The organism is Roseobacter sp. AzwK-3b (assembly GCF_000170875.1).
GTDB lineage: Bacteria > Pseudomonadota > Alphaproteobacteria > Rhodobacterales > Rhodobacteraceae > Roseovarius > Roseovarius litoreus.
Genome location: NZ_ABCR01000001.1, coordinates 581,921 through 595,293, shown reverse-complemented (window position 1 = coordinate 595,293; position 13,373 = coordinate 581,921). Strand labels below are relative to the sequence as shown.

Below are 13,373 nucleotides of genomic sequence, written 5' to 3'. Positions count from 1 at the left end.
CACAACTTTAACGAGTTTAGAGTTTCACGATTCTCGCAGGAATACCAGTGTCGATCAGCCGGCCCAATCTTCGCACACCGCAGCAGCCCGCCCGCCGGTTTCGCATGGCCCGCGTGATCCTCGCTCTCGTGCTGCGCGATATGTCGACCACCTATGGCCGCTCTCCCGGTGGGTATGTCTGGGCCATTCTGCAACCTGTCGGGCTCATCCTGATCCTCGCGCTCGGGTTTTCGCTGCTGCTGCGGGCGCCCTCGCTCGGTACGTCGTTCCTCTTGTTCTACGCCTCCGCCCTTCTGCCACTGCGCATGTTTCAGGACATGTCCGTCAATGTCGGCGCCGCCATCAGCTTCAACCGCGCTCTGATGGAATATCCCCGCGTCACCGTGATGGATGCGGTTCTGGCCCGTGCCCTGCTCGTTGTGCTCACCCAAGCCGTGGTCTCCGCCTTGATCTTCACCGGCATCTTTCTCGCCGAGGACATCCGCGAAACCATCGATCCCGCTCCCATCGTGACGGCCTTCGCGCTGGCCGCGTTTCTCGGCTTCGGGTTCGGGATGTTCAACTGCTACGCGATGATGGCCTTTCCCGTCTGGAAAACCCTCTGGACCGTGCTGACCCGTCCCCTGATCCTGATCTCCGGCGTGTTTTTCCTGTACGAGGATCTCCCCCGCAGTCTTCAGGACATGCTGTGGTTCAACCCGCTTCTGCATATCGCCGGCATCGCGCGGGAAGGGGTCTATGCGATTTACCAACCCGGCTACATTTCCATCCCCCTGATTGCGGGCATGGCCATGGCCCCGATGGTCCTCGGCGCGCTTCTGCTGTTCCGCTTCGGGCGCAGCCTGATCTATAAATGAGCCCACCCGCGGATCATGACGCCTTGGCATGCCGCGCGCGCAGCCATTTCAGCTTGTCGCGCTGCACCTGTTCCACCGGCAGGATCTCTTCGGGCTTCATGGCCAGTGTCTGATCCACCTCGCGAATGTCCCGGCACAATTGCCTCAGCCCATCCGGCTCGAGGCTCGCGGCGTGATCTGTGCCCTTCCAGCTCCGGTCAAGGGTGAAATGCCGCTCGATATGGCTGAACCTGCCCCAGCCTTCGGCCTCCATCATCCGACCCACCGCCAAGGCCGCGACATCCGTGCCGATCCCCAGGTGATGCCCGGAAAACCCGATGCTTTTCACCCGTGTTCCATAGCGTTCCATGAGGTTGCGGATCTCGAACAGGCACACATCCCCGAACGCCACCGGATACCCCGAGGTGCAGCTGTAGATCACCAGATCCTTCGCCCGTCCCCGATCTTCGTAAAAGGCCACGAGATCGGCGATCTCGCGCCCCGTCGACATGCCGGTCGACACATGGATCTCACCCTCGAAATGCCGACACAGATAGTCCTGCAAATCGAAATGCTGATTGGTCGCCGACGGGATTTTCAGCATCATCGGCCCAAGCGCCGCCATCTCCCGCGCCGAGGTCAGATCCCACACGCTGGTCGAATAGGCGATGCCATGCGCCTTGCACGTCTCGATCAACTCGCGATGCTGATCGACATCGAATTCCAGAAACTCCCGATGCGCGCCATAGGTCGGCCCATAGGCATTCTGGGGCACCGGATGCGGCGTCGTATATTCCAGCCGCGTCAGCAATTCACGATTGCAGCGTTTCTGAAACTTGGCGACATCGGCCCCGCACTCCTCGGCGGCGACGCGAATCAACTCTTTGGCGAGGTCCAGATCACCTTTGTGATTGCATCCGATTTCGGCGATCACCTGAACTGGCTGTCTTTTCATAGCGATATACCCCTGAGACTTAACAGTTTCACAATCTTTGCATGCAAGTCTTAAGGAAGCCCTAGCGTGTCCAAGGTTTTCGAAATTCATCATGCACCAGCCTTCGGTCTCGATCCTCATGCCAGCCCATAACGTCGCCCCCTGGGTGGGCGCCGCCATCGCTTCGGTGCGTGCGCAGCAGTTTCGCGATTGGGAACTGATCCTAGTCAACGACGCCTCGAGCGACGATACCGCCGCCTGCGCCCGGGCCGCGGCCCATGGCGATCCGCGTCTGCACCTGATCGACACCGCGCTGCACATCGGCGCCGCCGGGGCGCGCAACCTTGCGCTCGATGCCGCGCGTGGGCGCTATATCGCCTTTCTCGATGCCGATGACACATGGCATCCCGACAAGCTGCACCGCCAGATCCCCTTCATGCAGGCCGAAGACGCCGCCCTGTCCTATACCGGCTTCTGGCGTCAGACAGCACTCCGGCGCCACCATGTCCGCGTCCCCCGCACCGTCACCCGTGACGCCTTGCTGCGGGGCAATGTCATCGGCTGCCTGACAGCGATCTACGACACCGCGCATCTTGGCAAGGTGCCGATGCCCGATCTGCCCATGCGGCACGACTTCGCCCTCTGGCTCGATCTTCTGGGCCGTGCCGGTCTGGCGCATGGGCTTGATCTGCCGCTGGCCACCCATCTCCGCCGGGCCGGGTCGCTGTCCTCCAACAGGCTTCGGGCGATGGCGGCGACATGGCGGGTCTACCGCGATCATGCCGGTTTGCGGCGCAGCGCGGCGATGCTGTGCTTGTGCTCGCATCTGGCCAAACGGCTCCAACGCGGATGAGCGGGCATGACACCCTTCATCCCATGCTGACATGGCGCGGTCTGCGCGCGGAAAGGGTATCATGAGGTTCAAAGACAGGCTTGATGCCGCCTTCAAGGCGTTCAGCGATCCCAAATGCGTCGTCTCATACGACTCGCTTGGCGATCTGATCGACGCCCGCATCACAACAGCCCTCCAAAACCAGCGGCTCGAAGCGGAACAAAGCCTTGTTCTGGCCCAGACCGAAGGCGCGCAGCTTGCCGCCGATATCGCCCGCGACGGCACGGCCTGGAAATCCGCGCCGCCCCGGTGGGACCGTGTCCGCGACATGACCCGCGCCGCCCTCACCCAAGCCGGGCTCACCGGGGGGCAGATGCTGGAAATCGGCGGTCGTCACAATCCGCGCAACGCCGATTTCCCCGAATTCGACTATCAGGCGCTCGACCTCCAAGGGGCGCCCGGCGCCCCGATCGCGGTGATGGCGGGCGACATCACGCAATGCCCCCATATCCCCGACGCAAGCTATGACTTCATCTTCAGCTTCGATGTGTTCGAGCATATCGACAAGCCGTGGCTGGCCGCGTCCGAGATCACGCGCCTCCTGCGTCCCGGCGGTGTCACGGTCCATTCCACGCTGTTCTCGTGGCGCTACCATCCCTGCCCGATCGATTACTGGCGCTATACCGCCGAAGGGCTGAAATCATTGTTCGGCGAGCTGAACTGCCTGTGTTCCGAGTTCGACGCGACCGAGCGCCGCCGTGACATTCGCGGACAGGGCGGAAATGCCGTGACCCCCGACGCCTTCGGCGGCTGGCGCGAAAACATCCGCGTCAATTACGCGGGCCAGAAACCCTCCTGATCCGGCCCTTGCCGTGAATGCCGAACCCAAGCGCAACGCCCCCGCGCGGCACCAAGGCCGCAGGCCGCCGCGCATCGCCAGGCCGCCCCCCGGCACGGCGATTTGGCAAAGCCGGGCGCGCCGCTCATCGGGTGTCCGGGTTTGGCCGGGATAAAGTGCCCTCGAGCACCCCTAGGATCGCCGCCCCCCGGCACGGCGACACGCACGCTCTTTGCCACAGAACAAAGCCGCCCCAACAAAAAGGCCCCCTGTAATCGGGGGCCTTTGGCCTAAACGGTGTAAATGATCGCTACTGGCTCAGAGTGCAATGACCGCTTGGAGCCCGAAGTGGACGTTCTGTCACAGGCTAGCGATTGTTTTTCAAGTCTTTGAAGGTGTTCAGGCCATCAAAACTGAGCTTCGTGATGCGGTGTGCAAACACCATGCCAAACATCGTCAATCAGCATGTCGCTATAGTGTCCTGAGAAATCGTTGCGGTGATACCGCCCGGTGAAACGGTGTATCTCCACATAAATCGACTTGGCTGGCGTTTGGTCGTCGTTCAAAGCGGTAACGCACCGCCATCCAGCATAGTTTTCATTCAAAAGGTACTGCGGTTCATCCACGCAATGATTGCGCCTGCCAATCGCAATAAGTTCATCACGTTCATAGTACAAAGGTATTGTTTGGACTTTCCACCTTTGACCATCACCCATACCGTCATACTCGCAAAGCAAAAACGAAACACTCTCAGCACTGGCAGGCATGGCTACGATAAGCGCCGCAATCGCATAATTAATTATTCGAAACATCTGTTATTCGTAAGCGGTCGCTGGCCCTCACCTTTTACCCGCTTGTCTGACCTGCGATGCCATGTCCGATGGAGATCGGTGCAGGAGTTTCGCGATGGCGACTACGTTGGAGTTTCTCCGGGATTACGGGGTGGACATAAGGACCAACGGACAGCGACGCTGGCCGGATGAGATAAAGGCTCGGATCGTTGCTGAGAGTTTGCAGCCAGGTGTGAGCGTGAATGCAGTTGCGGCGCGGTATGGTCTTCGGGCGAACCATTTATCGGAATGGCGTAGTCGGGCACGTGATGGCCGGTTGGTTTTGCCTGTGGTTGAAGATGACAGCTTCTGTTTTGCACCGATCGTCGTGTCGGATGGTGGCGGCGGTGCGGATGTGCCGGCTGTCGCCGGGCAGCCCACAAAGCCTGACGGGTTGTCCTGTAAACCCATCGAGATTGCGATAGGTCGTGTGACAATCCGGGTCGATGGCACCACCAGTTCTGACCGGATTGCCGAGATCGTGCGGGCAATCGGGGCGCGGCCATGATGTTCCCGTCAAACCGCGTGCGGGTTCTGGTCTCGACGCAGCCAGTGGACTTCAAGAAAGGTCATGATGGTCTGGCGGCAATCGTGTCATCTGTGCTGCGCAAGGATCCGTTCACCGGCACGGTGTTTGTGTTCCGATCGCGCCGTGCCGATCGGCTGAAGCTTCTTTACTGGGACGGCACCGGTCTGGTGATGGCTTACAAGCGACTGGAGGAGGCAACCTTCACCTGGCCTGCGATCAAGGACGGGGTGATGGCGTTGAACCATGCCCAGTTCGAGGCGCTGTTTGCCGGGCTGGACTGGCGTAAGGTTAAAGCCTTAGAGGCGCGCCCCCCTGCTGCGGCAGAGTGAATCAACCATATGTTTTTGCGTGATTTTACTGGGGCATCTGGGTAGCTATGGCCTATGCAAACTGCCCCGCAACTTGATCTTTCCGCTATCCCGGCTGCGCAACGCGCGGCGGTTCTGGCGTTGATGGAAAAGGTAGCGGCGCTCACAGAAATAACCCAACGGCAAGAGCACCTGATCGCCGAGTTGAACCATGCCCTGCATGGGAAGCGGTCGGAAAAGCTGACCGAGGATGAGCGACAGCTGGCGTTCGAGGATCTGTCCATCGCACTGGCAGAGGTCGAGGTGCAGAAGGAACATCTGGCTGACAGGTCAGGTGACAAGACGACAACCAAGCCTGCGCCGAAGCGCACCATCGGCAATCTGCCGACAGCATTGCCCCGCATCGAAGAGGTCATCGAACCCGAGAGCCTGATTTGCCCTTGTGGCTGTGGCGTCATGCACAAGATCGGTGAAGACCGCAGCGAGCGGCTGGATATCGTGCCAGCGCAGTTGCGCGTCATCGTCACCGTGCGCCCGAAATACGCCTGCCGGACCTGCACCGACGGCGTGACCCAAGCCCCCGCACCATCGCATCTGATCATGGGCGGCCTGCCGACCGAGGCGACCATCGCCCATGTGCTGGTCAGCAAATATGCCGACCACCTGCCACTATACCGCCAAAGCCAGATTCTGGCGCGGGCGGGTCTTGATCTGCACCGCGCTGTGCTGGCCGATTGGGTGGGTAAGGCGGCGTTCCATCTCAAGCCCGTCGTCGACCGGCTGACCGACCATCTGAAGCGATCCAGCAAGCTGTTCATGGATGAAACCACGGCCCCGGTGCTGGACCCAGGGCGCGGCAAAACCAAAACCGGGTATCTCTGGGCACTGGCCCGCGATGACCGACCATGGGGCGGTGAGGACCCGCCAGGCGTGGTCTACTTCTATGCCCCCGGGCGCGCGGGCCAGAATGCCGAAACATTCCTGACAGGCTTTGATGGCATCCTTCAGATCGACGGATACCAGGGCTACAACCGGCTGACCAAGCCTACCCGCAAGGGCGGCAATCCCATTCGCGTGGCCCATTGCTGGGCCCATGCCCGGCGCAAACTGAACGAAGTCTTTGACCGCGATAGATCAGAGATCGCCGCCGAAGGCCTGCGCCGCATCGCCGGGATCTATGCCGTAGAAGCTGACATTCGTGGCATCTCCCCCGGCCAGCGATTGTCTGCCCGCCAGACCCACAGCGCTCCACTGGTCGCGGCCTTCGGTGATTGGCTGCAGGCTGAGCGACGCAAGGTCTCTGCCAAATCCCGCTTGGGCGAAAAGCTGACTTACATCCACAATCACTGGGACGGGCTGCAGACCTTCTTGGCTGATGGTCGCGTCGAGATCGACAACAACCGCGTCGAAAACATGATCCGACCGATCGCTTTGAACCGCAAGAACTCACTCTTCGCGGGTCACGACGAGGGCGGCATCGCTTGGGGCCGCATTGCCTCGCTCATCGAAACCTGCAAAATCAACGGCGTCGAGCCCTTCGCCTATCTCAAGGCAACCCTCACAGCGATCGCCAATGGCCACCCGCAAAACCATATCGAATACTTGCTACCGTGGAACTTCAAGCCGTCAAGCTAAGCCGTCAGTGTTGTCCAGCGAACGCTTACTGTTATTCCTCAGCATCTGCTCAACGAAGTTCGCATTTACAGCCGGATACTTCAATATTGGTTCCTCCGCGCATGTACGGCAAATCTGCCGTCTGAGGGATTTAAGCGCGTTGCTTTGCAGCGAATTCACCCTTCGTCCCCCAAACCGCTCCTCCAAAACGCAAGTCAGTCCGCCAAAGACCTTAGCCACACCTTGCCCCGCCCCAACAAAAAGACCCCCGATCAAGGGGGCCTTTTCACAATTCACGAACCCGGATCACTCTGCCGGAACGGCCGTGTCCTCGATCCCCAGCGGATGCTCCAGCTTGTTGAGCATCTCGGTCGGGCAGACCTGCAGGAACTTGGCCTTTTCCACATCCCAATATTGCAGGATGTCCTTGGCCTTGCGGCTGCCCGTCTCCTCGGCATGGCGGCGCACCAGCGCTTCCAGTTCCGCCATCCAGTGATCCGTGCTCACCCGGCAGGTGACGACCGTTTCCATGTTGATGAGCGTATCGGCCAGACCCTCGGGATCATAGAGATACGCCATCCCCCCGGTCATCCCGGCGCCGAAGTTGGCCCCGACCGGCCCAAGGATCACCGCGACACCGCCGGTCATGTATTCACACCCGTTGCTGCCACAGCCCTCGACCACCACTTTCGCGCCCGAGTTGCGCACCGCGAACCGCTCTCCGGCGCGACCGGCGGCGAAAAGATAGCCGTTTGTCGCCCCATAAAGCACGGTGTTGCCGATGATCGTATTATCGGCGGCAACCAGCGGGCTGGCCATCGGCGGGCGCACCACGATCGTGCCGCCCGACAGGCCCTTGCCCACATAGTCATTGGCATCGCCCGACACTTCCAGCTTCAGCCCCGGCGCGGCAAACGCCCCAAGGCTCTGCCCCGCGCTGCCGGTCAGCTTGACGGTCAGGTGATCGGGCTGCAGGCTGTTGCGCATCCCGAAATTCCGCACGATATGGCTCGACACCCGCGTGCCCACCGTCCGATGCGTGTTCTGCACCGCGTAATGCAGCTGCATCTTCTCGCCGTCGTTCAGGAACCGCGCCGCATCCCGCACGATCTCGGCATCCAGCGTATCGGGCACCGGGTTGCGCGGCTTGTTGCGGTCATAGGTGATGTCCTTGGCGCCATCCACGGTGATCAGCATCGGGTTCAGATCCAGATCATCCAGATGCGCCGACCCCCGGCTGACCTGCGTCAAGAGATCCGCCCGGCCAATCACCTCATCCAGCGATCTCGCACCGATGCTCGCCAGCAATTCCCGCACTTCCTGCGCATAGAAGGTAATCAGGTTCACCACCTTGTCGGCATTGCCGGTGAACTTGGCGCGCAGGCTCTCGTCCTGCGTACAAACACCGACCGGGCAGGTGTTCGACTGGCACTGACGCACCATGATACAGCCCATCGCGATCAGCGCGGCGGTGCCGATGCCGTATTCCTCGGCCCCCATCATCGCCGCCATCACGATATCCCGGCCCGTGCGCAGCCCGCCATCGGTCCGCAGCGTGATCCGGTCGCGCAGCTTGTTCATGCTCAGAACCTGATGCGCCTCGGTGATGCCCATCTCCCACGGCAGACCGGCATATTTGATCGACGTCGCGGGGCTGGCCCCCGTGCCGCCGTTATGCCCCGAGATCAGGATCACGTCGGCCTTCGCCTTGGCGACACCCGCCGCGATCGTGCCCACACCCGACTGCGCCACCAGCTTCACACAGACCTTCACCTGAGGGTTGATCTGCTTGAGGTCATAGATCAGCTGCGCCAGATCCTCGATCGAATAGATGTCGTGATGCGGCGGCGGCGAAATCAGCGTCACCCCCGGCGTCGAATGCCGCAGCCTTGCGATCAGCGCGGTGACCTTCATCCCCGGCAACTGGCCGCCCTCACCGGGCTTGGCACCCTGGGCCACCTTGATTTCCAGCTCTTCGCACTGGTTGAGGTACTCCGCCGTCACCCCGAACCGGCCCGACGCCACCTGCTTGATCTTGGCGCTCGGGTTGTCGCCATTCGGCTCCGGCACGAAATGCGCGGGATCTTCCCCGCCCTCGCCACTGTCGCTGCGCGCCCCGATCCGGTTCATCGCCACGTTCAGCGTCTTGTGCGCCTCGGGGCTCAGCGCGCCAAGGCTCATCCCCGGCGTGACAAACCGCTTGCGGATCGCGGTGACGCTTTCCACCTGCTCCAGCGGCACAGGCTCGCCCAGCGGCTTGATCGCCATCAGATCGCGCAGATGGATCGGCGGATTCGCCTGCATCGCCTTGGAATACTGCTGCCACAGCGCATAGGACGCCTTGTTGCAGGCCATCTGCATCATGTGCATCGTCTGCGCGCCCCAGGCATGGGTCTCGCCCGATTTGCGCATCTTGTAGAAGCCACCGATCGGCAGCACATCCTTGCCGCCGCGGAACGCCTCGGCGTGGATCGCCTCCAGCTTGGCCTGAATCCCGCTCACACCGATCCCGCTGATCCGGCTGGTCAGCCCGGGGAAATACTCGTTGCACATCGCCCGGCTCAGACCAACCGCCTCGAAGTTCAGACCCCCGCGATAGGACGAGATCACCGAGATCCCCATCTTCGACATGATCTTGAGAATACCCAGATCGATCGCCTCGCGATACCGCGCCACCGCCTCGGTGAGCGTGCCATCCAGAAGCCCCCGCTCGATCCGGTCCGCCAGCGTGTCCTCGGCAAGGTAAGCGTTGACCACGGTGGCGCCCGCCCCGATCAGCACGGCAAAATAATGCGGGTCGATACATTCCGCCGACCGCACATTGAGCGAACAGAAGGTCCGCAAGCCCTTGCGCGTCAGATGCGAATGCACCGCACTGGTCGCAAGGATCATCGGCATCCCGACGCGGCTTTCGTTTAGATGCTGATCGGTCAGCAGGATATGCCCCGATCCGCTGCGCACGGCATCCTCGGCCTCGGCCCGGATCCGCTCCAGACCGGCTTGCAGCGCACCCTTGCCCGGCTCGAACGAGCAATCGATCTCAGTCACGTCGCCGTCGAACTCGCGCATCAGCTCGGACCATTGCGCATTGCCGATGAACGGGCTTTCCAGAACCAGAATCTCGGTCTGCGCGCTGGATTCGTCCAACACGTTCTTCAGGTTCCCGAACCGCGTCTTGAGGCTCATGACCCGGTATTCGCGCAAACTGTCAATCGGCGGGTTGGTCACCTGGCTGAAGTTCTGCCGGAAATAATGGCTCAGCGGGCGATACTTGGTCGACAGCACGGCACTGGGCGTATCGTCGCCCATGCTGGCCACGGCCTCTTTCGCGTCCTCGGCCATCGGCGCAAGGATCGTCTCGATCTCTTCCACCGAATAACCGGCCGCATATTGCCGCTTGCGCAGCTCGCCCCCGCCGAACAGCGGCTTTTCCGTCACGCTGCCCAGCACATCATCCAGATCCTTGATCTTGCCGACCCATTCGCCGAACGGCTGTGCATGGGCCAGTTTGTCCTTGATCGCGGTGTCGTGATAGAGCTTGCCCTCGACCATATCGACAGCCAGCAACTGCCCCGGCCCAAGCGCGCCCTTTTCCTTCACCGTGGCCTCGTCGATCGGCACCATCCCGGTCTCCGAGCCGGCGATCACCAGACCATCGCCCGTCACCACATACCGCATCGGGCGCAGCCCGTTGCGGTCCAGCCCGGCACAGACCCAGCGCCCATCGGTCATCGCCAGTGCTGCGGGGCCATCCCACGGCTCCATCACCGAGTTGCAGTAGGAATACATGTCGCGCCACGCCTGCGGCAGCTCCTCGGCTTGCTTCGACCAGCTTTCCGGCACCAGCATCGTCTTGGCCATCGGCGCGTTGCGCCCGGCGCGCACCAGCACCTCGAACACCGAATCAAGCGCCGCCGAATCCGAAGACCCGCCCGGAATGATCGGCTTGATATCCTCGGCCATGTCGCCAAAGGCGCTGCTGGCCATGCGGATCTCATGGCTTTTCATCCAGTTGACGTTGCCCTTGAGCGTGTTGATCTCACCGTTATGGGCCAGCATCCGGAACGGCTGCGCCAGCCACCATTGCGGGAAGGTGTTCGTCGAATAGCGCTGGTGATAGATCGCGAAGGCCGATTTGAAGCGCTCATCCTGCAGGTCGGGATAGAACTCCGCCACCTGTTCCGCCAGCATCATCCCCTTGTAGATGATGCTCCGGCACGACAGCGAGGCGATATACATCTCGCCGATGCCCTCGGCAGTCGCGGCCTTCTCGATCCGGCGGCGAATCACATAAAGCTCGCGCTCGAACTCTTCTTCCTCGATGCCCTTGGCGTTCGAGATCAGGATCTGTTCGATTTCGGGCCGCGTCGCATTGGCCTTTTCGCCAAGGCAGTTCACATCGACCGGCACATGCCGCCAGCCATAGATATGATGGCCCATGCGCAGCACTTCGGTTTCCACGATGGTCCGGCAGGTTTCCTGCGCGTTGAAATCGGTGCGCGGCAGGAACACCTGACCAACCGCCATCAGCTTGTCTTCGTGCGGCTCATGCCCGGTGCGCCGAATCTGGTCATAGAAGAACGGCACCGGGATCTGCACATGGATACCCGCGCCATCGCCGGTCTTGCCATCCGCATCCACCGCACCGCGATGCCAGATCGCCTTGAGCGCATCGATCCCGGCCTGCACGACCTTGCGGCTCGGCTTGCCGTCAATCGACACCACCAGACCGACCCCGCACGAGGAATGCTCCTCGTCGTGGCTGTACATGCCGTTCTCGGCCAGCCAGTTGCGCTTGGCCTCTTCTTCGGCCTTCCAGTTTTGATCCAGCTTCGTCATTTCCGTTAACCCTTCCTTCATCCGGTGGGTCAGGGCTGCTGCCCTGTATCCTGTCTTGTGGTGCTCCGGCGTACCGTCACATCCACCGTCAAATCCGTTGTGTACACAAATCGGCGAAACGGGCCGTTCTTTGGTACGAAACCGGCGTAGGATTCGTACGAACCCTACGCATCTCTCACTCGGCTGCGACCGATTGCGCGGCGTTCAGATGATCCAGAATCGCCGCTGCGGAATCGCGCCCATCGCGGATCGCCCAGACAACCAGCGACGCACCGCGCACGATGTCGCCCACCGCGAAAACACCCGGCATCGAGGTCTGACCCGTAGTGAAATCCGCCTTGATGGTGCCCCAGCGCGTGACCGCCAATTCCTCTTGATTCCAAAGGGTTGGCAGCTCTTCCGGCTCAAAGCCCAGCGCCTTGATGACCAGATCGGCAGGCTCTTCATGCTCCGCACCCTCGATCGGCTCAGGGCTCTGGCGTCCCGTGGCATCCGGCTGACCCAGCCGCATCTGCTGCACCTTCACCGCTGTAACGGGGTCGCCCGCAAAGCCCTTGGGCGCGCTAAGCCACAGAAATTCCACACCTTCTTCCTCGGCATTCTGCACTTCGCGCTGACTGCCCGGCATGTTTTCGCGGTCCCGCCGATACAGGCACTTGACCGATGTGGCCCCTTGCCGGATCGCCGTGCGCACACAATCCATAGCGGTATCACCGCCACCAATCACAACAACTCGTTTGCCTTCGGCATTCAACTCGCCGCTTTCGATCTCCGGCACCTTGTCGCCAAAGCACAGCCGGTTGCTCGCCGTCAGATAATCCAGCGCCTTCACGATGCCCTTGGCACCTGACCCCGGCCCCTGAAGATCGCGGCTCTTGTAGACCCCCGTGGCGATCACTACCGCGTTGTGTTTGTTACGAATTTCCTCAAACTGGATGTCCTTGCCCACGTCGCAGTTGAGCACAAACTCGACCCCGCCCTGCTCCAGCTGCTCCATCCGGCGCATGACCACATCCTTCTCCAGCTTGAAGCCGGGGATCCCATAGGTCAGCAACCCGCCACCGCGGTCGTAACGATCATAGACCGTCACCTGCACCCCGGCCCTGCGCAGCACATCCGCCGCCGCCAGACCACCGGGGCCAGCGCCGATTATCCCAACGGAATCAGCACGTTCCTGTGCCGGCGCAATCGGCTCGACCCAGCCTTCTTCCCAAGCTGTATCGGTAATGTATTTCTCCACGGCGCCAATCGTCACCGTCCCATGCCCCGATTGTTCGATCACGCAATTGCCTTCGCACAACCGATCCTGCGGACAGATGCGTCCACAAATCTCAGGAAACGTGTTGGTCGCCTGACTGACCTGATACGCCTCCTGCAACCGCCCCTCCGCCGTAAGACGCAGCCAGTCGGGGATGTTGTTGTGCAGCGGACAATGGGTCTGACAATAGGGCACACCGCACTGACTGCACCGGCTGGCTTGCTCCTTGGCCTTCGCATCGGCGTATTCCGCGTAGATTTCATGAAAATCCTCACGACGCGCCTCGGCACCCCGCTTTTCGGGCATGTCACGTTCGACGGTCACGAATTTCAGCATCGGTTGCTTGGCCACGTCAGAAACTCCGGTTTTTCTCGGTCGCGCATGTCTAATCCAAGCCGAGACAAAATAAAAGTCATAACGCGTTACCTATTATCAAATAATTCTCAGCCCAGAGTGCTGCGCCGCGGCAATTTATCGGAATTTTATTTCCGATTCGGACCTAAATGCTCGCTTTTCTCCGAATCTCAATGGTTTATAGGTTGTACCAATTGACTC

10 protein-coding genes are annotated in these 13,373 nt (G+C 61.2%); 6 read left to right on the top strand and 4 right to left on the bottom strand.

The features are described from left to right. Nucleotides 1–47 precede the first annotated feature (47 nt). Nucleotides 48–857 (top strand): ABC transporter permease, encoded by an 810-nt coding sequence (locus RAZWK3B_RS02710; protein ID WP_007811954.1) that lies wholly within the window; start codon nucleotides 48–50, stop codon nucleotides 855–857. Between the two features lie 13 nt (nucleotides 858–870). Here the strand turns inward: RAZWK3B_RS02710 and RAZWK3B_RS02705 are convergent, their stop codons facing one another. Beyond that, nucleotides 871–1,791 carry an N-acetylneuraminate synthase family protein gene (locus RAZWK3B_RS02705; protein ID WP_037294815.1) on the bottom strand — a complete coding sequence of 307 codons (921 nt, stop codon included), beginning with the start codon at nucleotides 1,789–1,791 and terminating at the stop codon, nucleotides 871–873. Between the two features lie 91 nt (nucleotides 1,792–1,882). On the opposite strand from RAZWK3B_RS02705, the gene RAZWK3B_RS02700 reads away from it, so the two are divergent. Together RAZWK3B_RS02700 and RAZWK3B_RS02695 are read left to right on the top strand one after the other, a co-directional pair. Then, the gene (locus RAZWK3B_RS02700; RefSeq protein ID WP_007811950.1) at nucleotides 1,883–2,623 is read left to right on the top strand and encodes a glycosyltransferase family 2 protein; all 741 of its coding nucleotides are present in this window, start codon (nucleotides 1,883–1,885) and stop codon (nucleotides 2,621–2,623) included. A 61-nt stretch (nucleotides 2,624–2,684) separates the two neighbouring features. Further along, nucleotides 2,685–3,461: a class I SAM-dependent methyltransferase gene (locus tag RAZWK3B_RS02695; protein ID WP_007811948.1), complete on the top strand. Its 777-nt coding sequence runs from the start codon at nucleotides 2,685–2,687 to the stop codon at nucleotides 3,459–3,461. 386 nt (nucleotides 3,462–3,847) lie between these two features. Here the strand turns inward: RAZWK3B_RS02695 and RAZWK3B_RS20995 are convergent, their stop codons facing one another. Beyond that, on the bottom strand, nucleotides 3,848–4,252 hold the full coding sequence (locus RAZWK3B_RS20995) for a hypothetical protein (protein WP_157132113.1): 405 nt from the start codon (nucleotides 4,250–4,252) through the stop codon (nucleotides 3,848–3,850). A gap of 94 nt (nucleotides 4,253–4,346) precedes the next feature. Here RAZWK3B_RS20995 and tnpA point away from each other — a divergent pair, with 94 nt between their 5' ends. From tnpA to tnpC, 3 genes are read left to right on the top strand one after another with little or no spacing between them, the layout of a single operon-like run. Then, nucleotides 4,347–4,778, top strand: coding sequence for an IS66-like element accessory protein TnpA (gene tnpA, locus RAZWK3B_RS02690; RefSeq protein WP_007811945.1), 432 nt, complete (start codon nucleotides 4,347–4,349; stop codon nucleotides 4,776–4,778). Further along, a complete protein-coding gene (gene tnpB, locus RAZWK3B_RS02685; RefSeq protein WP_007811941.1) occupies nucleotides 4,775–5,128 on the top strand; it encodes an IS66 family insertion sequence element accessory protein TnpB in 354 nt (117 codons plus the stop codon). Before tnpA ends, tnpB begins: the two co-directional genes overlap by 4 nt. A gap of 54 nt (nucleotides 5,129–5,182) precedes the next feature. Continuing rightward, entirely contained in the window at nucleotides 5,183–6,742 is a 1,560-nt protein-coding gene (gene tnpC, locus RAZWK3B_RS02680; protein WP_007811937.1) for an IS66 family transposase, read from the top strand. 285 nt (nucleotides 6,743–7,027) lie between these two features. On the opposite strand, the gene gltB is transcribed toward tnpC, so the two are convergent. Together gltB and RAZWK3B_RS02670 are read right to left on the bottom strand one after the other, a co-directional pair. Beyond that, on the bottom strand, nucleotides 7,028–11,560 hold the full coding sequence (gltB, locus tag RAZWK3B_RS02675; RefSeq protein ID WP_007811936.1) for a glutamate synthase large subunit: 4,533 nt from the start codon (nucleotides 11,558–11,560) through the stop codon (nucleotides 7,028–7,030). A gap of 175 nt (nucleotides 11,561–11,735) precedes the next feature. After that, the gene (locus tag RAZWK3B_RS02670) at nucleotides 11,736–13,169 is read right to left on the bottom strand and encodes an NAD(P)-dependent oxidoreductase (RefSeq protein WP_007811935.1); all 1,434 of its coding nucleotides are present in this window, start codon (nucleotides 13,167–13,169) and stop codon (nucleotides 11,736–11,738) included. Nucleotides 13,170–13,373: the final 204 nt, after the last annotated feature.

What these genes read in the sequence shown, in the direction of transcription:
- RAZWK3B_RS02705 (WP_037294815.1), bottom strand. Translation starts at nt 1,791, where the DNA reads ATGAAAAGACAGCCAGTTCAGGTGATCGCCGAAATCGGATGCAATCAC.
- RAZWK3B_RS02700 (WP_007811950.1), top strand. Translation starts at nt 1,883, where the DNA reads ATGCACCAGCCTTCGGTCTCGATCCTCATGCCAGCCCATAACGTCGCC.
- RAZWK3B_RS02695 (WP_007811948.1), top strand. Translation starts at nt 2,685, where the DNA reads ATGAGGTTCAAAGACAGGCTTGATGCCGCCTTCAAGGCGTTCAGCGAT.
- RAZWK3B_RS20995 (WP_157132113.1), bottom strand. Translation starts at nt 4,252, where the DNA reads ATGTTTCGAATAATTAATTATGCGATTGCGGCGCTTATCGTAGCCATG.
- tnpA (WP_007811945.1), top strand. Translation starts at nt 4,347, where the DNA reads ATGGCGACTACGTTGGAGTTTCTCCGGGATTACGGGGTGGACATAAGG.
- tnpB (WP_007811941.1), top strand. Translation starts at nt 4,775, where the DNA reads ATGATGTTCCCGTCAAACCGCGTGCGGGTTCTGGTCTCGACGCAGCCA.
- tnpC (WP_007811937.1), top strand. Translation starts at nt 5,183, where the DNA reads ATGCAAACTGCCCCGCAACTTGATCTTTCCGCTATCCCGGCTGCGCAA.
- gltB (WP_007811936.1), bottom strand. Translation starts at nt 11,560, where the DNA reads ATGACGAAGCTGGATCAAAACTGGAAGGCCGAAGAAGAGGCCAAGCGC.